Genomic DNA, 23918 nt, shown 5'->3' with positions numbered 1-23918 from the left:
GCTCTCCTGTTCCCCGCGAGGATTAGGGCGCATGCCGCGCCCCCGTGCAAGCGAGGTTTGATCGATCATCGTTCAACGATCCGGGGGAAGGACAGGGGCTTCGCGCAGCAGGATAATCGAGATGCGCCGGTTTCCCGCCAGCATCGGATCATCTGGATAGAGCGGATCGGAGTTGGCCTTGCCGGCGACCTGATAGACGCGGTCGGGACTGACGCCGGCGCCCTGCAGAAGCTGTCGGGCGACATCAGCGCGTGCGGAGGAGAGGGCCCAGTCGCTCGACTGGGTCCGGCCGTCGGGGCTGATGCTGGTGTGGCCGCTGATCGAGATGCGGTTGGGCAGCTGATTGATGATCCGCGACACGGCCCGCAGCAGGATGCGCGCGCGATCGTTCGGCATCGCGGCGCCGTCCTTGAACATCGAACGCCCTTCCTGGTCGACCAGCTGGATGCGCAGGCCTTCGGGCGTCTGGTCGATAAGGATCTGCTTCGACAACTCGGCCAGCTCAGGCATGTCCTGCAGCGCCTGGCGCAGGGACTGGGCGGCGGAGGCAAAGGCGGCGTCCTCGCGGCCCTGCAGCTCCCTGCGCAGGGCTTGTTCGCTGGCGGTCTCGAGGTCGGTGGACCCGGGCTTGCTGTCGCTCTGGCCGGAGACCTGGGCGTCCGTCGGCGATTCGGGCGCCATCTGCTCGACCGAGCTGACAGACCCCGAAGACTTGGCCCCGTCGTCCCCGAGCGCCGTGCCGCCGAGGATGCCGCCGGAGCCGCTGGTGGTCTCCGAAACACTGGCGGGCGCGAAATAGTCGGCGATCCCGCGCTTCTGTTCCGGGCTGGTCGTATTGATCAGCCACATCAGGAGGAAGAAGGCCATCATGGCGGTCACGAAGTCGGCGTAGGCGACCTTCCAGGCGCCGCCGTGGTGCCCACCGCCGACGACCTTTTTGACCTTCTTGATCATGATGGGCGCGTCGCTGCCCAAGGCCATGGTGAATCCTCGTTTAACCGTAACTGCGAACCTCGCCTGCGGTCGTTAAGATGGTGTTGCGGCGCAGCCCTGGATTCGGAGTTCGGACATGAAAATCGCCTTTGTCGGCCTTGGCGTCATGGGTTTCCCCATGGCGGGACATCTGGCGAAGGCCGGACATGCCGTCAGCGTGTTCAACCGCAGTCCCGCGAAAGCGATTCGCTGGGCCGACTTCCATGGGGGCCGAGCGGGCGAGACGGTCGCAGACGCGGCGGCCGGGTGCGAGATCGTCGCCCTGTGCGTCGGCAACGACGATGACGTTCGTGGCGTTGTCCCGGAAGTCCTGGCCGCGATGGCGCAGGGCGGGATCGTCGTCGACCACACCACAACCTCCGCCGTGGTCGCCCGCGAGATGGCCGATCTCGCGCGGGCATCCGGCCGGTGGTTCGTCGACGCGCCGGTCAGCGGCGGCCAGGCGGGCGCCGAGAACGGCCAGCTGACGGTCATGGCCGGCGGCGACGCGGCCGCCGTGGCGCGACTGGAGCCGGTGCTGGCGGCCTACGCCAAGGCGGTGAAGCGCATCGGCGAGGCCGGCAGCGGCCAGCTGGCCAAGATGGTCAACCAGATCTGCATCGCCGGCGTCGTCCAGGGGCTGGCCGAGGCGGTTCATTTCAGCAAACGCTCGGGAATTGATCCGCATCTGGTCTTCGAGGCCATCAGCAAGGGCGCGGCCCAGTCCTGGCAGATGGACAACCGCTGGGCGACGATGGTCGAGGGCAAGTTCGACTTCGGCTTCGCCGTCGACTGGATGCGCAAGGACCTGGGATTGGTGCTGGACGAAGCGGTGGCCAATGGCGCGACCCTCGAGATGACCGCCATGGTCGACGGCTACTATGCCGAAGTTCAGGCCATGGGCGGCAACCGTTGGGACACCTCCAGCCTCGCGGCGCGGCTCGAAAAGCCCGCGTGATCCGGCCATGATGTTCACCCGCCGCCTTCGCGACCCGGTCATGCGGGGCGAGGTGACCTGCTCGGTGCGCATCTGGCAGAAGCCGAAGGTCAGGGTCGGCGGGCGCTACGCCCTCGGGCCGGGCCACATCGTTGTGACGTCAATCCGCGAGATGTCCCTCTCGGACATAACGCCGTACCTCGCGCGCCGGTCGGGCTTCGAAGGCTTGGTCGACCTGCTGAAGGTCGCCAAACACGGCCCCGGCGAGCGGGTCTTCCTCGTGGAGTTTGAGTACGTGGGGCCGGAGCCGGTCGCCTGACGTCAGGCCGCGGCCGTCCATTGAACGATCGAGGTGATCAGCGCCCGGGCGTCGATCGGTTTGGGCACATGGCCATCGAAGCCGGCGCCCAGAAGCCGCTCGGTCGCCTGACCATCGACGTCGGCGGTGAAGGCGAGGATCGGCGTTTCCGCGTTCGGGCCGCCGCCCGTCCGGATCAGGCCCATGGCCGCTTCGCCACCCATGCCGGGCATGCGGATATCCATCAGGACCAGGTCGAACGGTGCGGTCGCGGCGGCCAAAACGGCTTCTTCGCCGCTGGTGGCGTAGGTCATGTCCAGATCCAGCGACGCCAGCAGGTGGGACACGAGGTCGCGGTTCGCCTCGTTGTCATCAACGATCAGGACCCGCGCGCGCTCGTTGGCCTGCTCCGCGGGCGTCACGTTCAAGGGCTCCGCCACGGCCGGGGCGTCGGTCGCCGGAGCAGGCACCCTGAACCAGAACCGGCTGCCCTGGCCGACCGCGCTCTCGACGCCGATTTCGCCACCCATCGCCTCGACGAGTCCGCTGCAAATGGCCAGACCCAGACCCGTTCCACCCTCGACCCGGTTGGAGGCGTCCTCAACCTGCGAGAAGCGTCGGAAAAGGCGCGCCTGTCCGTCCGCCGAAATGCCCGGGCCGGTGTCCTGGACGCTCAGTCGCAGACCGCCGGCCTCGGACCAGTCGCCGCGCACCATTACGGATCCGGACGTGGTGAACTTCACCGCGTTGCCGGTCAGGTTCAGGAGGATCTGTCTCAGCCTGTCGGGATCGATCAGCACCCAGTTCACGAGCGAGTCTGCCAGATCAACGGTCAGAACGATGCCCTTGTCGGCCGCCTGGGCTTCGAACAGACCCGCCACGTCGAGGATCAGCGCGCGCGGCGCCGTGGGACGCGGCTCGATCCGGGCCTGACCGGCCTCGATCTTGGAGAAGTCGAGCACATCATTGACGATCGCCAGCAGCGACTGGGTCGCCGTCACGATCCGGGTGGCGAAGCTGCTCGAGGTCGAGGAGAGCTCCGGCTGCTCGCTCAGCAGGCGCGAGAACCCGACGATGCTGGTCAGCGGCGTTCGGATCTCGTGGCTCATGTTGGCGAGGAATTCCGACTTTACGCGGTCGGCCCGTTCGGCCCGGTCGGCGGCCGCGACAAGCCGGCGCTGCAGTCGCCGCTGCCCCGCCAGCGATACCACCGCCGCGATCAGGGCCAGGGCGACGATCCCGACCAGGACCGTGATCTGAAGTGTCTGCTGGCGCTGGGCCTTCAGCAGGGCCTGGGTGTCATCGATCTCGTTCTCGAGGCTGGCCCGCATGTCATGCAGGCCCTCGACGACCGAGATGGAACTGTCCCGCTGCTGCTGGTCGTGAAACGACAGCAAGGCGGCATAGGCCTCGTCAGGACGTCCTTCGCTGCGCAGGACCTCCGCCTCGCTCTGAAGCACGTTGTGGATCAGCACGGGGTCGCCCCGTTTGCGGGCGAGCGCCTGAAGTTCGGTCAGGCGCCGGCGGGCCTCGGCAGGGCGCCCCAGTCGCGCCAGGGCGGTCACCTCGATCAGCATCACCTTCGGCCGATGCTCGGGGGCCATGTCCGGATAGGCGAGGGCGGCCTCTGCGCAGCGGAGCGCCTCGTCGTAGACGCGGGCGCCGATCTTCACGGTCGCGCAGACTTCATTGGCCCAGGCGATCTCGGTCTGGTCACCGGTCGCGGCGGACAGGCGCTGAAACTGCTTCAACAGATCGGCCGCGATCGCGTCCCGACCGAGGTTCGAGGTCAGAATGGTCAGATTGTAGAGCGCCGTCCGTCCGTCGAGCGGCTGGTCGGTCTTCGCCGCCGCCGCGATCTCGATGTCGATGTTGTCTATGAAGGCCGGCAGGTCGTTGAGTTGGCGGGACGCGTAGGCCCCCGCGTCGGCGAGGCCGATCTTGAGAGCCGCGCCGTCCTTGACCTGGTCGGCGTCGCGCAGGCCGGACCGGATCACCTGCAGCGCCTGCACAGGCACGCCGGCGTCGGCAAGGGAATAGGCCAGCAGCCGGGCGCCGTTTGCGCGCAGGAATGGGTCCCGCTCCCCGGAGAGCAAACGGGTCAGCTCAGTGACGGCGCCGCCGAAGTCCCCGTCGATCCCGCGTTCATAGGCCCGGAGTTGCAGGAGCACACGGGCGTGACGGGTGTCATTCCGGGCCTGGATCTCCTGCTGGTACAGCGCCATCCAGCGATGCGCCCGCTCCACATCCGAAGCGGTTAGGGCTTCGACGGAGATGCGACGCAACTGCTCGAGTCGCCTGTCTCCGGTCGTCGCGGCAGCCCGGCTCTCCCAGGCGCTGATCACCTGCGGCGTCGTCATGAGGCCGCGCGACTCCAGGGTCCGCGCAAGCTGCACGGCCCGTTGATCCTGGGCGGACTGGCTCGAAATGGGGATGGCCGGAGCGGCGGCCGCGAAGGCCTGACCGGTCGTCAGCGCAAAACACAGGGTAAGAACGAATCGCAGCCGCATGGGGCCCTTGGGACACTGAAGGTCGCAAGGTCGCCATTGAGCGCCAATTAAGCGTTAACGGGGTTCTCCGGACTGGCCCGTTCGGCCGCCCTGCGTCGATAGGCCCGGCCTGCCTCCAGGCGGATCGAACCGTACTCGGCGCCGAACAGGATGATCTTCGAGCCGAGACCCCAGACGGTCAGGATCAGCGCCCAGGTCTTCAGATCGACCAGCGCGACCAGCACGAGATTGCCGACGGCGGAAAACAGCATCAGCCCGGCCCAGACGTAGCCCCAGACAATGAACCGTCGCTCGGGCACCAGCTCCAGGGCGATCGGCGGCACATAGCCCGCCTGCCAGCCCCGCTTGAGCATCACAATGCCGATGGCGGTGTAGCCGACGCTCGGCTTGACCATCACGAAGCGCGGGTCATGCAGGATCAGGCTGGCGCCGCCGAGCGTCACGACCAGGAACAGGCTGGCCGCCTGCATGATGCTGATCTTCCTGTGGCGAACCACTTCCCAGGCGATCTCGGCCACGCCGACGGCGATGCCGATGAGGATCGCGGCGCGGACGTCGTGCAGGAAGCTGAGCGCGATCAGGAAGGCGATGGTCGACAGGAAGTCGAGCAGGATCGGCCTGACGCTCTGGAAGAAGTACTTCATGGGCGGTCGTCCCAGGCGGCTTCCAGAGACTGACCGTCCGCCGCAGCGCGGTCCAGAACGGCCTCGATGAAGTCACCCTTGGCGGCCGTGTAGGCTTCGCGATCGTCACGAAACCGTCGGGCCAGATCCTGCTTCAGGGCGGCGTAGGCGTCCCGCTCGGCGGGATGGTCGCGCAGGTGGTCCCGAAAGGCGACGTGCCTCAACGCGCCGGGGCCCGCCTCCATGATGTGCAGGTGGTGCGTCCGGTGCGGCGCCGCGGGCGGCAGGCCCTTCACGAAGAACAGCCGGTCGGTGTCGGGGTTCTCGGCCCAGAAGCTGTAGCCGGCGGCTTCGAGCGGCGCGACCAGGAGCGACCTCGCGGCCTCCAGATCGGTGACCGTCGCCTGAATGTCGATAATCGGTTTGGCGGGGAGGCCGGGCACGGCGGTGCTGCCGATATGCTCCAGGTCGATCAGCAGATCCGCGGGTATGATCGTTCGCAGACGCGAGGCTTCCTCTTCGAAGCGCCGGGGCCAGGCCGGGTCTGATGCTACCAGCTCAATTTCATCCATGACCGGCTCGCTTCGAGGGCAATGTGATGGGAGTTCGGCGCCTGATCATCCGCCAGGACTGGAAACGGAATAGGCGAGGACCGCCCAGAACACAGCCGAAACTGCACCCAACAGAAGGATTGGCCCCCGTCGCCGCTCTCGGATCGCCGCATTCAACGCTGTGAGGTTGGTCACGATCAAGATCATCGACGCGACTAGCGCGCCGTTGAAAACCCACGCCTTCCAGGGCTCGACGAAGAAGTCGTGGCCGTGGTTGTTCAGTTTGGCCGTCAGCCCGGCTGCGGCGTTCGGCGCGTTTGCGCCATGCCGATCCAGAACGAGGAAAAAGGCCAGGTTCCCGAACCAGGAACAGAAGCCAACGGCGCCGAGGGCCGGCCGGATCCCCCGCGCAGAGGAGCCGACAGGGCTCACATCAGGCCCCGAGCAGTTTCGCGGCGCGCGGCGCGAAATAGCTGATCACGCCGGCGCAGCCGGCCCGTTTGAAGGCGCCCAGGCTTTCGAGAATGGCGCGCTCCTCGTCGATCCAGCCGTTCCGCGCCGCAGCCATGATCATCGCGTACTCGCCGCTGACCTGGAAGGCGAAGGTCGGCATCGAGAAGGTCTCGACAACCCGTTGAATGATATCGAGATAGGGCATGCCGGGCTTGACCATGACCATGTCCGCGCCCTCGGCAATGTCGAGGGCCACCTCGCGCAGGGCCTCATCGCTGTTGGCAGGATCCTGCTGATAGGTTTTCTTGTCGGAGGGGCCAAGCGTCCCCAGCTTGCCCGAGCCGATCGCGTCCCGGTATGGCCCGTAGAACGCCGAAGCATATTTCGCGGCATAGGACATGATCATAACATCCTGAAAGCCCTCGGTTTCCAGCGCCTGACGAAGAATACCGACCCGCCCGTCCATCATGTCGGACGGAGCCAGGATATCGCAGCCGGCCCGGGCCTGAACGAGAGCCTGTTCGACCAGTTTCTCGATGGTGCTGTCGTTGTCGATCCGGCCATCGACGATCAGGCCGTCGTGGCCATGGTCGGTGAACGGGTCGAGTGCGACATCGCACATGATGCCGACTTCAGGGGCCGCGGCCTTCATCGCGCGTACGGCCCGGCTGACGACGCCGTCCGGGTCGGCGGCGCGGGAACCGGCGGCGTCCTTGGTGGAGCCGTCGATGTAGGGGAACACGGCGATCGCGGGGATTCCGAGGTCGCGGGCTTCAACAGCGGCCTTCGCACAGTCCTCGACCGAAAGGCGCTCGACGCCGGGCATCGATGCGACGGGGATCTTTCCCTCACCCTCGTGCACGACCATCGACCAGATCAGGTCGGCCGGGGTCATCACGCTTTCGCGGACCAGACGGCGGCTCCAGTCGGCCTGACGCGGACGGCGGAGGCGGAGGGCGGGATAGGCGGCGAGGGGCGGAAGGCTCATGACGCGGCGGTCTCGCTCATGTGCTTCGATGTGGCAAGCCGGATGAAGCCGAACACCGGCGCGAGGATGGTCCAGACGGCGCCGAGCAGGGCCGAACTGACGGCCACGCCTGCGGAAACAACGACCAGCGGCGTGATCCGCAGGCCGCTCAGGTCAATGCTGTGGCCCCACAGGTCAAGCGTGCGCACCATGTCGGTCGGTGGCGCCTGATGCAGCAGGGCGCCCAGGGAACTCACGGCCGCGACTACGCCGGCCACGACAGCCAGCGCGACGCAGCCCAGGCCGATCCAGAAGATGCGGATCTGGAAGCGGAAGTGGCTCGACAGGGTCTCGTTGGCGGCATCGTGAAGTGTGTAGGCGATGATCACCGCCACCAGCGCCGTGATGCCGGCGAAAAACACGGAAACCCCCAGCAACCCATAGGCCAGAAGGGCCAGGTTGCGTTCGGCTTCGGTGCGGATGGCTCCGGCGGGCTTGTTCAAGGGCGTGGTCCTGCGAAGTCGCGGTCGTTGACAGGGTGCGCCGCTGGCGTCAGGTCATCAACCCGATACAACCGGGGCTGTGAATTGCCCTGCTGGAGGCCAAAGGCGCATGGATTTTTCCCTTTCCGACGATCAGCGCGCGATCCAGGAGATGGCCCAGGCCTTCGCGCGGGATGAACTCGCCCCGCATTCGGCGAAGTGGGACGAGGACAGTCACTTCCCGGTCGATGTGATGCGCTCGGCGGCGGCGCTCGGCTTCGCCGGCATCTATGTCCAGGACGACGTCGGGGGCTCGGGCCTGTCGCGCCTCGACGCCTCGATCATCTTCGAGGCCCTGAGCTACGGCGACGTCTCGACGGCCGCCTACATGACCATCCACAACATGGCCTCGTGGATGATCGACCGGTTCGGGTCGGATGAGCTGCGCCACCGCTGGCTGCCGCGCCTGACGACGATGGAGCTGATCGCCAGCTACTGCCTGACCGAGCCGGGCTCGGGCTCGGACGCCGCAGCCATGCGCACCACGGCGGCAAAGGACGGCGACCACTACGTGCTGAACGGCTCGAAGGCCTTCATCAGCGGCGGCGGGGTGTCGGACATCTATGTCGTCATGGCCCGCACCGGTGAGCCGGGCGCCAAGGGCGTCTCGGCCTTCGTGGTCGAGAAGGGAACGCCTGGGCTCAGCTTCGGGGCCAACGAGCGCAAGATGGGCTGGAAGTCGCAGCCGACCGCCCAGGTCAACTTCGACGGCGTACGCGTGCATGAGTCCAACCGCATCGGCGGGGAGGGGGAGGGCTTCCGCTTCGCCATGATGGGCCTCGACGGCGGTCGGCTGAACATCGCCAGTTGCTCGCTCGGCGGCGCGGCCTTCGCCCTCGACACGGCCAAGGCCTACATGGAAGCCCGCAACCAGTTCGGCCGCCCGCTGAAGGACTTCCAGGCCCTGCAGTTCAAGATCGCCGACATGGCGACCGAGCTGGAGGCCGCCCGGCTGATGGTGCGCAACGCCGCCGACGCGTTGGATCGCCGCGATCCGAGCGCAACGGAACTCTGCGCCATGGCCAAGCGTTTCGCCACCGACGCCGGGTTCGAGGTCGCCAACCAGGCGCTGCAGCTGCACGGCGGCTACGGCTATCTCGCGGACTATCCGCTTGAGCGCGTGGTCCGCGACCTGCGGGTCCACCAGATCCTCGAGGGCACCAACGAGATCATGCGGGTGATCATCAGTCGGGAGATGTTCCGCCAGTGAGTGTGCGTGGTTCGAGACGCTCGGCCGGGGCCTCGCTCCTCACCATGACGGGGAGGGGTGGCTTCTCCACTATTCGTCATCCTAAGGAGCCCCGCAGGGGCGTCTCGAAGGACGCAGGAAAGCTCCATGACTGACGCCCCCGAAGTCCTCTGCCGCGTCGAGTCCGGCGTCGGGCGGATCACGCTGAACCGGCCGAAGGCCCTGCACGCCCTGACCCTGGTCATGTGCGAGGACATGATCGATGCGCTGTCGATCTGGCGCTACGACGAACAGGTCCAGTGCATCCTCATCGACCACAGCGGCGAGCGCGGCTTCTGCGCCGGCGGGGACATCCGCATGTTGGCCGAGAGCGGGGCAGGGGACGCGGTCGCGGCGCGCAAATTCTTCCACACCGAATACCGGCTGAACCATCTGCTGTTCACCTATCCCAAGCCGGTTGTGGCGGTGATGGACGGGGTGACCATGGGGGGCGGCGTCGGCCTGTCGCTGCCGGCCGACGTACGGATCGCGACCGAGCGGACGACGTTCGCCATGCCCGAGACCGGCATCGGCCTGTTCCCCGATGTCGGCGGCGGCTGGTTCCTGCCGCGCCTCCCTGGGAAGGCAGGCCTGTGGCTCGCCCTCACCGGCGCGCGGATCAAGGCGGCCGACTGCTGCGTCCTGGGCATTGCGACCCACTACATGTCGTCGGACAAGGTCGAGGCGTTCAGGACGGCCTTGCTGGCCCATCCCGGCAGCGTCGCGGCCGCCCTGGCCGGTTTCGTCGAGGACCCCGGGCACCCGCCGATCACCGCCCATCAGGCGGAGATCGACCGCCTGTTCGGCGAGGGGGATGTTGAGGCGATCCTCGCCAACCTGCAGGTCGAGCCCGGCGAATGGGCCCAGGCCCAGCTGGCGACGCTGCGGACCAAGTCGCCGCAGACCCTGAAGGTCGCTTACCGCCAGCTCCGAACTGGGGCGGCGCTGGACGACTTCGCCGACAATATGGCGATGGAATACCGCATCGGCTCGCGCGTGGTTCGCCTGCACGACTTCCTCGAGGGCGTTCGAGCGGTCATCATCGACAAGGACAATGCGCCGAGCTGGGATCCGTCGACGGTCGAGGCTGTCTCCGACACCCTGCTGGACGATATTTTCGCGCCGCTGCCGGCCGAAGAGGAATGGACGCCGCTGACTTGAGGCCGGAACCGGCGTAGGAGACAAGCCGGGTCGGGGTAACGCAATTGGGGAAGATACCAGGATGAAGTTCCAAGCCCGTTGGCTCGCCGTGGCCGCCGTACTGGCGCTCGCCGCCTGCGAGACCGTTCCGCCGCCGCCCCCGCCTCCGCCCGCAGACGCGCCGGTCTCGCTGCCGGCCTTTATCTCCATCGCCCTGGCCGATCCGGGTCGGCCGGAAGCCGACCGCGCCCGCGACGCCAACCGCAAACCCGGTGAAATCCTGCTGTTCGCCGGCCTGCGCCCCGGGATGAAGGTTGTCGATCTGGTGCCGGGGTCGGGTTATTTCACCCGCATCTTCTCGCGCGCTGTCGGGTCGAGCGGACGCGTCTACGCCTATGTGCCGGACGAGCTGACCGCCATCGCCAAGGGCCGCCCGCCGTCGGTCGCCGCCTTCGTCGGCAAGCCGCCCTACAGCAACGCCAGCATGATCCTGCAGACCCTGCCGATGTTCTCCGCGCCGGAGAAGGTCGACATGGTCTTCACGGCCCAGAACTACCACGACATGCACCTGAGCTTCATGGGCCCGGCGGACCTGTCGGTGGTGAACCGCCGCATCTTCGCCGCGCTCAAACCCGGCGGCGTCTATCTGGTCATTGACCATTCGGCCAAGGCCGGGACGGGCCTGCGTGACACCGAGACCCTGCACCGCATCGACGCGGCGCTGGTGCGCAAGGAGATCGAGGCCGCCGGCTTCGTCTATGAGGGCGAAAGCCGTCTGCTGCGCAATCCGAAGGATCCGCTGACGGCGAACGTCTTCGACCCGTCGATCCGCGGCAAGACCGACCAGTTTGTCTACAAATTCCGCAAGCCCAGGAGCGCGCGCTGATGTCCTTCCGGTTCACCGCCCCGCTTGCCGGGATCCTGGCCATCGCGCTCGGCGCCGCCGCAATGGCCGCCGACCTGCCGGCCAACATCACCGCCGCCCTCGCCGACAGCGGCAGGCCGGCGACGGACACCGCCCGTGACGCCGCCCGCCATCCGGGCGAATTGCTGGCCTTCGCCGGCGTGAAGTCGGGCGACAAGGTTGGCGATTTCATCATGGGCGGCGGCTATTTCACCCGCATCTTCGCCAAGGCCGTTGGCACGGGCGGCAAGGTCTACGCCTATCAGCCCAAGGAGTTCATCCAGTTCAACGGCCAGTACCAGAAGTCGCTGGACGCCGTTGCGGCAGCCTATCCGAACGTGACGCCGCTCAACAACTCACTGGGCGCGGTCGGCTTTCCCGAGCCGCTGGACGTGATCTTCACGGCCCAGAACTACCACGACCTCCACCTGGGCTTCATTCCGCCGCAGGGCATCGCGGCGATCGACAAGGCCCTGTTCGACAGCGTCAAGCCGGGCGGCGTGCTGATCGTCATCGACCATTCCGCTGTCGACGGCACGGGGGACAGCCAGTCCAAGGCCCTGCACCGCATCGACATCGCCACGGTGAAGGCGGAACTGACGGCGGCCGGTTTCGTCTTCGAGGGCGCGACCGAGTTGCTTCGGAATCCCGCCGATCCGCGCACGGCGAGCGTGTTTGACGACGCCATCAAGGGCAAGACCGACCAGTTCGTGCTCAAGTTCCGCAGGCCCGTCTAGATCCATGACCCGCATAGCTTTTATCGGCCTCGGCAACATGGGGGCCGGTATGGCCGCCAACCAGGCGAAGGCTGGCCATGAGGTCCGCGCCTTCGACCTGTCCCAGGCCGCCATCGACAAGGCCGTCGCCGCCGGCTGCCGGCCCGCCGCCACCATCGCTGAAGCCGTCAGGGATGCAGACGCCGTCATCACCATGTTGCCCGCCGGCCAGCATGTTCGGTCCGTTTACGGCGATCAGGTGCTGGCTCATGCCCCGACATCCGCCCTGCTGATCGACTGCTCGACCATCGACATCGACAGCGCCCGCGCGGTCGGTGAACAGGCGAGGGCGGGTGGCTACCGCTTCGCCGACGCGCCGGTCAGCGGCGGCATCATGGCGGCCGAGGCCGGCACGCTCGCCTTCATGGTCGGTTGTGAAGCGGCCGACTATCCAGCGTTCGAGGCCATCCTGCAGCCCATGGCCCGCGTGGTCTTCCACGCCGGCGCGGCGGGATCGGGCCAGGCGGCCAAGATCTGCAACAACATGCTGCTCGGCATCTCGATGATCGGCGTCTGCGAGGCTTTCGCCCTGGCGGAGAAGCTCGGTCTCGATCCGGAGCGGTTCTACGAGATCGGCTCGAAGTCGTCTGGCCAGTGCTGGTCGCTGACCACCTACTGCCCCTGGCCGGGGCCGGTGGAGACCGCGCCGTCCAATCGTAACTACGAGGGCGGCTTCCTCAGCGCCCTGATGCTCAAGGACCTGAAGCTGGCCCAGGAGGCGGCGGCCCGCGCCGGCGCCTCGACGCCGATGGGAGCCCAGGCTGAAGCTCTCTACGCGCTGTTCGACGGCATGGGGCACGGCCAGAAGGACTTCTCGGCCATGTTGCAGATGTTCCGCGGGCGACTGGACGAATTGAAGGCCTGAGCCTGCCCGTTTTTGCGCTGGATCAATTCATCCCGGTGCGGGAGCGGCCATCCTGCAACCCGTTACCTGAGAGCCGTTCGCGAAAGACCTGCGGCGATTCACGTAATACGTTGCCAGATGAAACTCCCGAATGTGGACACGGGAGTCCCGGGGCGCCTATAAGCCCCGCGAAACAGAGAACAGGAGCCGGCCGGGGCGGGGCGACCGTCACGTGGGGGCCGGGCGTCGTCGATGGATTACAAGGCCGCTTTCGAGACCGCTGTTGCGAAGGTTCGCGACGAAGGCCGCTACCGGGTCTTCGCGGATCTCAAGCGCCATCGCGGCGACTTCCCTCGCGCGACCTGGACCCGGGACGACGGATCCGAATCCGAGGTCATCGTCTGGTGTTCCAACGATTACCTTGGCCAGGGTCAGAACCCCGTCGTCGCTGACGCCATGCATGCGGCGATTGACGCCACCGGCACCGGCTCGGGCGGCACGCGCAACATCTCCGGCACGACCCACTTCCACGTCGAGCTCGAACGCGAACTGGCCGATCTGCACCACAAGGAGTCGGCCCTTCTGTTCACCTCGGGGTATGTCTCGAACGAGGCGACGCTGGCGACGCTGTACAAGATCCTGCCGGGTCTGATCATCTTCTCGGACGAGCTGAACCACGCCTCGATGATCAGCGGCATCCGCAACGGCGGCGGCGCGCGCAAGATTTTCCGTCACAACGACCTTGGTCACCTTGAGCAGCTGCTCGCCGAGGCCGATCCGGAAGCGCCCAAGCTGGTGGCGTTCGAAAGCGTCTATTCGATGGACGGCGACATCTCCGACATCCGCGGCACGGTCGCGCTGGCGAAGAAGTACGGCGCCATGACCTATATCGACGAGGTCCACGCGGTCGGCCTGTACGGCCAGCGCGGCGGCGGCGTCTCGGAGCGTGACGACATCGCCTCCGAGATCGACATCATCGAGGCGACGCTCGGCAAGGCCATCGGCGTCATGGGCGGCTACATTGCCGCCGACGCGGTGATCGTCGACGCGATCCGTTCCTACGCCTCGGGCTTCATCTTCACGACCTCGCTGCCGCCGGCCCTGACGGCCGGCGCGCTGGCGTCCGTTCGCTGGCTCAAGGAGCACAACGAGGTCCGCGACCAGCACCAGGAACGCGCGGCGACCCTGAAGGCCATGATGAAGGCCGCCGGCCTGCCGGTCATGGAAAGCTCGGTCAGCCATATCGTGCCGGTGATGGTCGGCGACGCCGTCCACTGCAAGATGGTCTCGGACATGCTGCTGGAAGATCACGGCATCTACGTCCAGCCGATCAACTTCCCGACGGTTCCTCGCGGAACGGAGCGGCTGCGCTTCACGCCGACCCCGTTCCACACCGACGCGATGATGAGGGACCTTGTCCGGGCGTTGGAAAACCTTTGGGCCCACTGTAACATCGCCCGCGTCGGCGGTTACGCCGCCTAGAAGGACCTAGGACCGCCGCCGCACACCTTTTCCAAGTCCGATTCGTTTGGCGAAATCAGACCGTCGCTCGGCGTAGGCCGGCGCGACCATGGGATAGTCTGGCGGCAGGCCCCACTTCCGACGATAGTCTTCGGGGCTCAGGTCGAAGCGGGTGCGCAGATAACGCTTCAGCATTTTCAGCTGCGCGCCGTCTTCCAGACACACGATGTAGTCCTGCTGAATGGACTTCGAGATGGGGACCGCCGGCTTCTGACGCTCCTTCGCGACAGGCGCGGAGTCGACGCCGAGTCCCGCCATCGACGCGTGCACCGTGCGAATCAGATCGGGAAGGGCGGCCTGCCCTACCTGGTTGCGGCTTACATAGGCCGCGACGATCTCGGCCGAACAGGCCAGCAGCTCCGCTCCCGACGTGTCTGCATCGCTGGCGCCATCGGTCATCGGTTCTACTCTCTACGCACGGATACATTTCCGTACCTGGCGCTCCGGGAGGAGCGACGGGCTTGTTGAACAACGCGGCCCCCTCTTGCCGGGTTCCGATTGATCGCCGCGACATGATCGCTAAAGAGGGCGCGCCAGCGCCGCAGCCGGGAGTAAGCCCATGAACGCCTCCACGACCATCCGTCCCGCCTTCTTCGGCGCTGACCTCGCCACGGCCGATCCGGCGATCGCCGAGGCCATTGCCCACGAGCTGAAGCGACAGCAGAACCAGATCGAGCTGATCGCCTCGGAAAACATCGTCAGCAGGGCGGTGCTGGAGGCCCAGGGCTCTATCCTGACCAACAAGTACGCCGAGGGTTACCCGGGCAAGCGCTACTACGGCGGCTGCGAATACGTCGACGTGCTGGAGACCCTGGCCATCGAGCGGGCCAAGGAGCTGTTCGGCGCCGGCTACGCCAACGTCCAGCCGCACTCGGGCGCCCAGGCCAACCAGGCGGTGTTCATGGCGCTGCTGACGCCGGGCGACACCTTCATGGGCATGGATCTCGCCGCCGGCGGTCACCTGACCCACGGCAGCCCGGCCAACCAGTCCGGCAAGTGGTTCAAGCCGGTGGCCTACACCGTGCGCCAGCAGGACCAGTACATCGACTATGACAACGTCGCCGAAGTCGCCGAGCGCGAGCGGCCCAAGCTGATCATCGCCGGCGGCTCGGCCTATGGCCGTGCGATCGACTTCAAGCGTTTCCGGGAGATCGCCGACAGCGTCGGCGCGCTGCTGATGGTCGACATGGCCCACTACGCCGGCCTGGTCGCCGGCGGCGTCTACCCCAACCCGGTGCCGCACGCCCATGTCGTAACCACGACAACCCACAAGACGCTCCGCGGGCCACGCGGCGGTCTGATCCTGACCAACGACGAGGCCATCGCCAAGAAGATCAACTCGGCGGTCTTCCCCGGCCTGCAGGGCGGCCCCCTGGAGCATGTCATCGCCGCCAAGGCCGTCGCCTTCGGCGAGGCGCTGCAGCCGGACTTCAAGGCCTACGCCGCCCAGGTCGTGACCAACGCCAAGGCCTTGGCCGACACCCTGATGGCCTGTGGCGTCAACATCGTCTCCGGCGGCACCGACAGCCACGTGATGCTGGTCGATCTGCGGCCCAAGGGCGTCACGGGCCGGGACACCGAAGCCTCGCTCGAGCGGGCCAACATCACCTGCAACAAGAACGGCATTCCGTTCGACACGGCGTCATTCACCGTGACGTCCGGCGTACGGCTGGGCACACCGGCCGGCACGACCCGCGGCTTCGGCGAGGCGGAGTTCCGCCAGATCGGCCGCTGGATCGGCGAGGTCGTCGACGGCCTGTCCGCCAACGGCCCTGAGGGCAATGCTGCGGTTGAAGCGAAGGTCCGTGAACAGGTGCTGGCGTTGACGGCGCGGTTCCCTATCTACAACTAATAGGGATGGCCGCCGGGAGGGGCCCTACATGCGCTGTCCGTTCTGTGGCCATTTGGAAAGCCAGGTGAAGGACAGCCGCCCGTCGGAAGACGGCGCGGCGATCCGACGGCGTCGACTCTGCCCTGAATGCGGCGGTCGCTTCACCACCTTCGAGCGCGTCCAGCTGCGCGAGCTCACGATCGTGAAGCGGTCCGGCCGGCGTACGCCGTTCGACCGCGAGAAGCTGGCCCGGTCCGTGGCGCTGCCGCTGCGCAAGCGCCAGATCGACGCCGAGCGCGTCGACCGGCTGATCAATGGCATCGTCCGCCAGCTGGAAAGCATGGGAGAGACCGAACTGGCCTCGTCCGTGGTCGGCGAGATGGTGATGAAGTCGCTCAAGGCCCTCGATGACGTGGCCTACGTCCGCTACGCCTCGGTCTACCGCGACTTCCGCCACACCGACGACTTCGCCCAGTTCCTCAGCGCCGAGGGCCTGTCCGACGACCTCGACGAGGACTGACGTTGGGCGTCACGCTCAAGCTGGCCACGTCGCTCGACGGCCGCATCGCCACGGCGTCAGGCGAAAGTCGCTGGATTACCGGTCCAAGGGCGCGCGAAGAGGTCCATCGTCTGCGCGCCCTGCACCAGGCGATCCTCGTCGGTGTCGAGACGGCGATCGCGGATGATCCCGAGCTGACGGTCCGGCTTCCGGGATTTGTCGGGTTCCAGCCGGTGCGGGTGGTGCTCGACAGCCGTCAGCGCTTGCCCTTGACGTCGAAGCTGGTGCGCGAGGCAGAGCGACTGCCGACCGTGGTCATCACCATCGAGAATCCAAACAACCGTTTGACTGACGCGGGGGTCACCGTGATTCAAGTGGCTCAATCTGAGGGGCGGCCCGAGCCGAAGGCGGTTCTGGAAGCCCTGCAGGCGGATTTTCAGCGGCGGCTCGAGGATCGGTTCCCGGGTGCCGGCGCGGGGATGACGATGAACCTGATGATCGAAGGCGGCGGTCAGGTCGCGGCGAGTTTCCTGAGCGCGGGTCTGGTCGACCAGATCGAGTGGTTCCGGGCGCCGATCATCCTGGGTGACGAGGGGCGACCGGCGATCGGCGCCTTCGTGTTGAAAGATCTGGCCGCCGCCCCACGTTTCAGGCGGCTGGCCGTCGAGACGGTCGGCGACGACCTGTGGGAGCGATACGGGAAGGCCTGATGTTTACCGGAATAGTCACCGACGTCGGCCGGGTCCGCAGCGTGCGCGAGACCAACCGTGACCGCCGATTCGAGATCGAGACGGCCTACGACCTGTCGACAGTCGATCTGGGCGCGTCGATCTCACACGCCGGCTGCTGCCTGACCGTGGTCGAGAAGGGCGAGGGCTGGTTCGCCGTCGAGGTCTCGGCCGAGACCCTGTCGATGACCACGCTGGATCAGTGGGCCGAGGGCGCGCCGGTCAATCTGGAGCGGGCCGCAAGGCTCGGCGACGAGATGGGCGGCCATATCGTCTCCGGTCACGTCGACGGTCTTGGCGAAGTGCTTTCGATCACGCCCGAAGGCGGCTCTCATCGCCTGCGCATCCGCGCGCCGAAGCCGCTGCATCGCCTGATCGCCCCCAAGGGCTCGATAACTGTCGAAGGCGTCAGCCTGACGGTCAACGAGGTCGAGGGCGATGTCTTCGGCCTGAACATCATCCCCCACACCTGGGACGTGACCACCCTGGGCCGCCTGACAGTCGGTACGCGGGTCAACCTCGAGATCGACATGCTGGCGCGGTACCTCGCCCGGTGGCAGGAGACCGCGTGATGCTATTTTCTCCGTCATGGCCCGGCTCGTCCGGGCCACCCAAGAACGCCGTGATTCAGAGCTCGCACGGCATCGCCGCCGAGAATTTTCGGCCGGCAGGTCAGGCTTGGGTGGCCCGGACAAGCCGGGCCATGACGATGTTGGGGTATGTGTTCGATGTCTGACGATTCACCCATCTCGCCGATCGAGGACATCATCGAGGATGCCCGCAACGGGCGGCCCTATATCCTGGTCGACGCCGAGGACCGCGAGAACGAGGGGGATGTGATCATCCCCGCCCAGTTCGCCACGCCCGACCAGATCAACTTCATGGCCCGCCACGCGCGCGGGCTGATCTGCCTCAGCATCACCCACGAGCGGGCGCGTCAGCTTCGCCTGCCGCCGATGGCCGCCGAGAACCGCGAGAGCATGACGACGGCCTTCACCGTCTCGATCGAGGCGAAGGAAGGCGTCACCACCGGCATCTCGGCCCACGACCGCTCTCATACCGTGGCCGTGGCGATCGACCCGACCAAGGGGCCTGATGACATCGTTTCGCCGGGCCACGTCTTCCCGCTGGTCGCGCGCGACGGCGGCGTGCTGGTCCGCGCCGGTCATACCGAGGCGGCGATCGACATTTCCCGCTTGGCCGGACTGAACCCCGCCGGGGTGATCTGCGAGATCATGAAGGACGACGGGACGATGGCCCGCCTCCCGGATCTGGTCTCCTTCGCCCAGTTGCACGGGCTGAAGATTGGCACCATCGCCGACCTGATCGCCTATCGTCGCCGCACCGAGCGGCAGGTCGAGCGGGCGCTCGAGACGCCGTTCACCAGCGTTCATGGCGGAGACTTCCGCATGATCGTCTATCGCAACACCATTGACCGCTGCGAGCACGTCGCCCTCGTGAAGGGCCGGATCGAGGCCGACAAGCCCACGCTGGTGCGGATGCACCAGGTCGATCTCGCCGCCGACATGCTGGGTTTCGTCGGCGCCCGCCGCGACTATGTGCCGGCCGCCATGCAGGCGATCGGCGACCATGACGGCCCCGGTGTGGTCGTGTTCATCCGCGATCCGAACCCGGCCTGGCTTTCCGAACGCTACGGCGGAGAGTATGCGGCGGGGAGCCAGTACCGAAGCAACGCCATCCGCGATTACGGCGTGGGGGCGCAAATCCTGCTGGACCTGGGGGTGCGGGAAATGGTCCTGCTAACCTCCAGTCCCTTCAAACCCGCCGCCCTCGAAGGCTACGGGCTCAGGATCGTCGGGCGCCAGCCCATCGCGACGCCCAAGGAGTAACGCATGTCCGCTGACAAGGTCCGCATCCTGATCGTGGAAGGCCGGTTCTATTCGGAACTGTCCGACGAACTCCTGCGGGGCGCGGCCGACGCCATTACGGCGATCGGAGCGGAGTATGACGTGATCACCGTGCCGGGCGCGCTGGAGATTCCGGCCGTGATCGCGCTCGCCGAAGAAGCGGGCCGTCGTCCCACGGGTCGTCCCTATGACGGCTATGTCGCGTTGGGCTGCGTGATCCGTGGTGAGACCTACCACTTCGAGATCGTGTCGAACGAATCGTCGCGTGGCCTCATGGACCTGGCCGTCCGGCATGGCCTCGCGATCGGCAACGGCATCCTGACCGTCGAGGACGAGGAGCAGGCCTGGGCCCGCGCCCGCGTGTCCGAGGGCGACAAGGGCGGCGGCGCGGCGCGCGCCTGCCTCGAGGTCCTGAGCATCAAGAACAGTCTGGGCCTGGGCCAATGAGCGGCGACAGCAAGCCCGCCAGCCTGCGCGAAGCCTATGATCGCCTGGTGGCCGCGACGGAGGGCAAGGTCGCGCCGTTGAGCGCCCGGGCCCGTCGCGCCCGCACCGTAGGACGGCTGGCCGCCGTCCAGGCCCTGTACCAGATGGAACTGGCCGGAGCCGGGGTCGACGCGGTCGTGCGCGAGTTCGTCGATCATCGCTTTGACGGCGACATCGAGGGCGAGACCCTCGCCGAGGCGGACGAGGCCTTTTTCTCCGAACTGGTTCACGGCGTGGTCGGCGCCCAGGCGGCGATTGATTCGGCGATCACTCACCGCCTCGCCACCGGCTGGCGGCTGGAGCGGATCGACGCGACCCTGCGGGCGATCCTGCGCGCCGGCAGCTGGGAGCTGATGCATCGGCCGGATGTGCCGGTCGAGGTCGCCATCGACGAGTATGTCGAGATCACCAAGTCCTTCTTCGAAGGTCCCGAGCCCGGCTTCGTCAATGGCGCGCTCGACGGCATCGCCCGCGATGCCCGGGGATGAGTTCGACTGGATCGCGCGGCTTCTGAGACCCCTCACCCGGGGGGCGCCGGAAGCGCTCGATCTGCTCGACGATGCCGCCGTGATTCCCTCGCGGCCCGGGTTCGACCTGGTGGTCACCAAGGACGTCCTGGTCGCCGGCGTCCATTTTCTGCCCGATGACCCGCTCGACCTGGTGGCCCGCAAGCTGCTGCGGGTGAATCTGTCCGATCTCGCCGCCAAGGGCGCCGACCCCTCGGGGTATTTCCTGACCACCAGCTGGCCGGCCGGGACGACCTGGGCGGATCGCGAGCTGTTCGCCAAAGGCCTCGGCGATGACGGCGCAACCTGGGCTCTGGTGCTGCTCGGCGGCGACACGACCTCAACGCCCGGCCCGTTGACCGTGACGGCGACGATGCTGGGCTGGGTTCCGCAGGGCAGGGCGGTGCTGCGCAGGGGCGCCCGTCCGGGTGACGTGCTCGCGGTATCCGGTCCGATCGGTGATGGATGGCTGGGCCTGAAGGCAGCCAAGGGTGAGATCGCCGACGTCGGTCTGGCTGATCGCTATCGTCTGCCTCGCCCCCGGACGGACCTGATCGGGGTTCTCCGGGCCCAGGCGCGGGCCGCGGCGGACATCTCCGATGGTCTGCTGGCGGACGCCGGCCACCTCGCGACAGCCAGCGGCTGTTCGGTAGAGATCTGCCTTGAACGGCTGCCGGTGTCTGCCGCAGGGGCCCGCTGGTTCAATGGCCAGGCCGATGCGGCGGCGGCCCTTGCGTCGCTCGCGACCGGCGGGGATGACTACGAAATCGTCTGCGCTTTCCCGGCCGACGCGGCGATGCCGGAGGGCTTCACCGCCGTCGGTGTCTTCGAGGCCGGCCATGGCGTCCACGCGACCTTCAAGGGGGCGGCCGTCGCCGTCGAACGTCTCGGCTGGCAGCACGGTTAACCGCCCTTTCACCACGTCCGTTCGACAAGGGAGCATGAACCGCCGCCATCTCCTGACCGTCTTGCCGCTTGTCGCCGTCGCCGGCGCCGCGGCCGCCAGTGAGCCGGAAAAGAAGGAAGCCGTCGGGCAGTATATCGACCTGTCGCCGGTGGCCTTGCCGATCGTGCTCAACAACCGGCTGATCAACTATGTCTTCTGCCGTATCCGCATCAATCTGAGCCCCACGGCCGATGCGCCGAAGCTGCGCGAACGCGAGCCGTGGTTCCGGGATGCGCTCGTTCGGGCCGCCCATCGGACGCCCTTCACCAATCTCCGCGACTACACGATCATCGACGATGTCCGGATGAAGGCGGCGCTAATGCGGGAAGCCGCGCTGATCACGCCGGCGAGAAATCTGCTGTCGGTGAGCCTGATTTCGCAGACGCCGAAGCAGCGCAGCCGCCTGCCGCGACCTGCCGCCTAGGCTCACGCGTTTCCCCAAACGGAACAGGCGGTTGCTTAGACCGCCCGCATTTGGCAAAGACGGGCGTCTTTTTCGCAAGGGGGCGCCGTCAGGCGGCGTCTATTCAAAGCAAATCGGGGGCACCGACCGTCGGCCAACGGCCGCGCGGGAACCCCCGGCGCTACAACAAGGGGCTCTTGGAACCATGGACTTTCTCCTTCTGGCGAACCTCGCCGGTCTGGCCGCCGTCGTATACGGCGCGCTCCAGACCATGGCGCTGTTGCGCAAGCCTGCCGGCAACGCCCGGATGCAGGAAATCGCGGCGGCTATTCAGGAAGGCGCTCAGGCCTATCTGAACCGCCAGTACGCCACGATCGGCGCCGTCGGCGTGGTCGTGATCCTGATCCTGTCCTGGTTCTTCAAGAGCTGGGAGCAGCCGGTCGGCTTCGCCATCGGCGCGATCCTGTCGGGGGGCGCCGGCTTCGTCGGCATGCTGATCTCGGTTCGAGCCAACGTCCGCACCGCCCAGGCCTCTTCAGAGAGCCTCGCCAAGGGCCTGAACGTGGCCTTCACCTCCGGCGCCATCACCGGCATGCTGGTGGCCGGCCTCGCCCTGATCGGCGTCGCGGGCTACTACGCCATCCTGACCAAGCACGTGGGCCTGGCCCCGACCGACCGCACGGTCATCGACTCGCTGGTCTCGCTGGGCTTCGGCGCCTCGCTGATCTCCATCTTCGCCCGTCTGGGCGGCGGCATCTTCACCAAGGGCGCCGACGTCGGCGGCGACATGGTCGGCAAGGTTGAAGCCGGCATTCCGGAAGATGACCCCCGAAACGCCGCGACCATCGCCGACAACGTCGGCGATAACGTCGGCGACTGCGCCGGCATGGCCGCCGACCTGTTCGAGACCTACGCGGTGACAACGGTCGCCACCATGGTTCTGGCCGCCATCTTCTTCCGCAACTCGCCGGAACTGCTCTCCAGCATGATGCTGCTGCCACTGGCCATCTGCGCCGTCGGCATCGTCACCTCGATCATCGGCGCCTTCTTCGTGCGCCTGGGCAAGAGCCAGAACATCATGGGCGCCCTGTACAAGGGTCTGGTCGTCACCGGCGTTCTGTCGGCGGTCGCCCTGTACTTCCTGTTCCCGATGTTCGTGTCCGCCCCGATCGCCTTCACGCCCTTCGGTGGCGTTGAAAAGACCTATGGCGCGATGGAGCTGTTCTACTGCGGCCTGACGGGCCTGGTGATCACGGCCCTGATCGTGGTCATCACCGAATACTACACCGGCACGGGCTTCCGTCCGGTGAAGTCGGTGGCGCAAGCCTCGGTCTCGGGTCACGGCACCAACGTGATCCAGGGCCTGGCCATGTCGCTGGAAGCCTGCGCGGCCCCGGCGATCGTGATCATCGCCGGCATCATCGTCACCTACGGCCTCGCCGGCCTGTTCGGCATCGCCATCGCCGTGACCTCCATGCTGTCGCTGGCCGGCTTCATCGTCGCCCTCGACGCCTTCGGCCCGGTCACGGACAACGCCGGCGGCATCGCTGAAATGGCGGGTCTGCCCCCGGAAGTGCGCGTCACCACCGACGCCCTCGACGCCGTGGGCAACACGACCAAGGCCGTCACCAAGGGTTACGCCATCGGTTCGGCCGGCCTCGGCGCGCTCGTGCTGTTCGCCGCCTACACCGAAGACCTGAAGTTCTTCACCACCGAAGGCCTCGGCAAGGGCGGCTTCTTCGACGGTCTCGGCGCGGTCACCTTCGACCTCTCCAACCCGTACGTCGTGGTCGGCCTGCTGTTCGGCGGCCTGCTGCCGTTCCTGTTCGGCGGCATGTCGATGACCGCCGTCGGTCGCGCCGCCCAGGCGGTCGTGGTCGAGGTTCGTCGCCAGTTCCGCGAAAACCCCGGCATCATGACCGGCGAAGTGAAGCCCGAGTACGGCAAGGCCGTGGACATCCTGACCAAGGCCGCGATCCGGGAAATGATCGTCCCGTCGCTGCTGCCGGTCGCCTCGCCGGTGGTCCTGTTCTTCGTGATCAATGCGATCGCGGGCAAGATCAACGCCTTCGCCAGCCTCGGCGCGATGCTCATGGGCGTCATCGTCACCGGCCTGTTCGTCGCCATCTCGATGACCTCGGGCGGCGGCGCCTGGGACAACGCCAAGAAGGTGATCGAAGAAGGCTTCACCGACAGCGACGGCGTCACGCACGGCAAGGGTTCTGAAGCCCACAAGGCCGCCGTGACCGGCGACACCGTCGGCGACCCCTACAAGGACACGTCCGGCCCGGCCGTGAACCCGATGATCAAGATCGCGAACATCGTGGCCCTGCTGCTGCTGGCGGTTCTGGCCCACGGCTAGGACTTCGGGGGCGGGTCTTGCGA

Annotated in this window: 26 protein-coding genes; 18 read left to right on the top strand and 8 right to left on the bottom strand. The window is 67.0% G+C overall.

Going from position 1 to position 23918, the window contains the following annotated elements; translation table 11 throughout:
* Positions 1-72: 72 nt before the first annotated feature.
* Entirely contained in the window at positions 73-981 is a 909-nt protein-coding gene (locus tag ACODSL_RS12235) for a flagellar motor protein MotB (protein WP_488900971.1), read from the bottom strand.
* An 88-nt stretch (positions 982-1069) separates the two neighbouring features.
* On the opposite strand from ACODSL_RS12235, the gene ACODSL_RS12230 reads away from it, so the two are divergent.
* Together ACODSL_RS12230 and ACODSL_RS12225 are read left to right on the top strand one after the other, a co-directional pair.
* Positions 1070-1930 carry an NAD(P)-dependent oxidoreductase gene (locus ACODSL_RS12230; RefSeq protein ID WP_488900970.1) on the top strand — a complete coding sequence of 287 codons (861 nt, stop codon included), beginning with the start codon at positions 1070-1072 and terminating at the stop codon, positions 1928-1930.
* 7 nt (positions 1931-1937) lie between these two features.
* Positions 1938-2228: an ASCH domain-containing protein gene (locus ACODSL_RS12225; RefSeq protein ID WP_488900969.1), complete on the top strand. Its 291-nt coding sequence runs from the start codon at positions 1938-1940 to the stop codon at positions 2226-2228.
* Positions 2229-2230: 2 nt separating this feature from the next.
* Here ACODSL_RS12225 and ACODSL_RS12220 read toward each other — a convergent pair whose 3' ends face one another.
* The 6 genes from ACODSL_RS12220 to ACODSL_RS12195 are packed head-to-tail and all read right to left on the bottom strand — an operon-like array spanning position 2231 to position 7814.
* A complete protein-coding gene (locus ACODSL_RS12220) occupies positions 2231-4717 on the bottom strand; it encodes a hybrid sensor histidine kinase/response regulator (RefSeq protein ID WP_488900968.1) in 2487 nt (828 codons plus the stop codon).
* 47 nt (positions 4718-4764) lie between these two features.
* On the bottom strand, positions 4765-5361 hold the full coding sequence (locus ACODSL_RS12215) for an inner membrane-spanning protein YciB (RefSeq protein WP_488900967.1): 597 nt from the start codon (positions 5359-5361) through the stop codon (positions 4765-4767).
* Positions 5358-5912, bottom strand: a complete 555-nt coding sequence (locus tag ACODSL_RS12210) for a GrpB family protein (protein ID WP_488900966.1) — start codon at positions 5910-5912, stop codon at positions 5358-5360. Before ACODSL_RS12210 ends, ACODSL_RS12215 begins: the two co-directional genes overlap by 4 nt.
* 45 nt (positions 5913-5957) lie before the next feature.
* Positions 5958-6323, bottom strand: a complete 366-nt coding sequence (locus ACODSL_RS12205; RefSeq protein ID WP_488900965.1) for a hypothetical protein — start codon at positions 6321-6323, stop codon at positions 5958-5960.
* A 1-nt stretch (position 6324) separates the two neighbouring features.
* Positions 6325-7332, bottom strand: coding sequence for a porphobilinogen synthase (gene hemB, locus ACODSL_RS12200; protein WP_488900964.1), 1008 nt, complete (start codon positions 7330-7332; stop codon positions 6325-6327).
* Positions 7329-7814: a hypothetical protein gene (locus ACODSL_RS12195; RefSeq protein WP_488900963.1), complete on the bottom strand. Its 486-nt coding sequence runs from the start codon at positions 7812-7814 to the stop codon at positions 7329-7331. Before ACODSL_RS12195 ends, hemB begins: the two co-directional genes overlap by 4 nt.
* A gap of 109 nt (positions 7815-7923) precedes the next feature.
* Between ACODSL_RS12195 and ACODSL_RS12190 the strand changes: the two genes are divergently transcribed.
* The 6 genes from ACODSL_RS12190 to hemA all read left to right on the top strand — a co-directional run bounded on the left by ACODSL_RS12190 (position 7924) and on the right by hemA (position 14227).
* Positions 7924-9063: an isobutyryl-CoA dehydrogenase gene (locus ACODSL_RS12190; protein WP_488900962.1), complete on the top strand. Its 1140-nt coding sequence runs from the start codon at positions 7924-7926 to the stop codon at positions 9061-9063.
* Between the two features lie 126 nt (positions 9064-9189).
* Positions 9190-10242: an enoyl-CoA hydratase/isomerase family protein gene (locus tag ACODSL_RS12185; RefSeq protein WP_488900961.1), complete on the top strand. Its 1053-nt coding sequence runs from the start codon at positions 9190-9192 to the stop codon at positions 10240-10242.
* 61 nt (positions 10243-10303) lie between these two features.
* On the top strand, positions 10304-11107 hold the full coding sequence (locus tag ACODSL_RS12180) for a class I SAM-dependent methyltransferase (protein WP_488900960.1): 804 nt from the start codon (positions 10304-10306) through the stop codon (positions 11105-11107).
* Entirely contained in the window at positions 11107-11862 is a 756-nt protein-coding gene (locus ACODSL_RS12175; RefSeq protein ID WP_488900959.1) for a class I SAM-dependent methyltransferase, read from the top strand. The genes ACODSL_RS12180 and ACODSL_RS12175 overlap by 1 nt, the downstream gene beginning before the upstream one ends.
* A gap of 4 nt (positions 11863-11866) precedes the next feature.
* Entirely contained in the window at positions 11867-12766 is a 900-nt protein-coding gene (gene mmsB / locus ACODSL_RS12170) for a 3-hydroxyisobutyrate dehydrogenase (protein WP_488900958.1), read from the top strand.
* A gap of 231 nt (positions 12767-12997) precedes the next feature.
* Positions 12998-14227: a 5-aminolevulinate synthase gene (gene hemA / locus ACODSL_RS12165; protein ID WP_488900957.1), complete on the top strand. Its 1230-nt coding sequence runs from the start codon at positions 12998-13000 to the stop codon at positions 14225-14227.
* A gap of 6 nt (positions 14228-14233) precedes the next feature.
* Here the strand turns inward: hemA and ACODSL_RS12160 are convergent, their stop codons facing one another.
* On the bottom strand, positions 14234-14665 hold the full coding sequence (locus tag ACODSL_RS12160) for a Ros/MucR family transcriptional regulator (RefSeq protein WP_488900956.1): 432 nt from the start codon (positions 14663-14665) through the stop codon (positions 14234-14236).
* 160 nt (positions 14666-14825) lie between these two features.
* Between ACODSL_RS12160 and glyA the strand changes: the two genes are divergently transcribed.
* The 10 genes from glyA to ACODSL_RS12110 all read left to right on the top strand — a co-directional run bounded on the left by glyA (position 14826) and on the right by ACODSL_RS12110 (position 23895).
* Entirely contained in the window at positions 14826-16118 is a 1293-nt protein-coding gene (gene glyA / locus ACODSL_RS12155; RefSeq protein ID WP_488900955.1) for a serine hydroxymethyltransferase, read from the top strand.
* A 28-nt stretch (positions 16119-16146) separates the two neighbouring features.
* Positions 16147-16617 carry a transcriptional regulator NrdR gene (gene nrdR, locus ACODSL_RS12150; RefSeq protein ID WP_488900954.1) on the top strand — a complete coding sequence of 157 codons (471 nt, stop codon included), beginning with the start codon at positions 16147-16149 and terminating at the stop codon, positions 16615-16617.
* A gap of 2 nt (positions 16618-16619) precedes the next feature.
* On the top strand, positions 16620-17306 hold the full coding sequence (locus tag ACODSL_RS12145; protein ID WP_488900953.1) for a RibD family protein: 687 nt from the start codon (positions 16620-16622) through the stop codon (positions 17304-17306).
* Entirely contained in the window at positions 17306-17896 is a 591-nt protein-coding gene (locus tag ACODSL_RS12140; RefSeq protein ID WP_488900952.1) for a riboflavin synthase, read from the top strand. The genes ACODSL_RS12145 and ACODSL_RS12140 overlap by 1 nt, the downstream gene beginning before the upstream one ends.
* 156 nt (positions 17897-18052) lie before the next feature.
* Positions 18053-19174 carry a 3,4-dihydroxy-2-butanone-4-phosphate synthase gene (gene ribB, locus ACODSL_RS12135; protein WP_488900951.1) on the top strand — a complete coding sequence of 374 codons (1122 nt, stop codon included), beginning with the start codon at positions 18053-18055 and terminating at the stop codon, positions 19172-19174.
* Positions 19175-19177: 3 nt separating this feature from the next.
* Entirely contained in the window at positions 19178-19639 is a 462-nt protein-coding gene (gene ribH / locus ACODSL_RS12130) for a 6,7-dimethyl-8-ribityllumazine synthase (protein WP_488900950.1), read from the top strand.
* Positions 19636-20166 carry a transcription antitermination factor NusB gene (nusB, locus tag ACODSL_RS12125; protein WP_488900949.1) on the top strand — a complete coding sequence of 177 codons (531 nt, stop codon included), beginning with the start codon at positions 19636-19638 and terminating at the stop codon, positions 20164-20166. The genes ribH and nusB overlap by 4 nt, the downstream gene beginning before the upstream one ends.
* Entirely contained in the window at positions 20075-21091 is a 1017-nt protein-coding gene (gene thiL, locus ACODSL_RS12120) for a thiamine-phosphate kinase (RefSeq protein WP_488900948.1), read from the top strand. Before nusB ends, thiL begins: the two co-directional genes overlap by 92 nt.
* 34 nt (positions 21092-21125) lie before the next feature.
* Positions 21126-21554, top strand: coding sequence for a hypothetical protein (locus ACODSL_RS12115; protein ID WP_488900947.1), 429 nt, complete (start codon positions 21126-21128; stop codon positions 21552-21554).
* A gap of 184 nt (positions 21555-21738) precedes the next feature.
* Positions 21739-23895, top strand: a complete 2157-nt coding sequence (locus ACODSL_RS12110; RefSeq protein WP_488900946.1) for a sodium-translocating pyrophosphatase — start codon at positions 21739-21741, stop codon at positions 23893-23895.
* Positions 23896-23918 lie beyond the last annotated feature (23 nt).

The sequence above is a fragment of the Caulobacter sp. FG121 genome (assembly GCF_057809815.1).
This window is presented reverse-complemented; position numbering and strand designations above follow the sequence as displayed.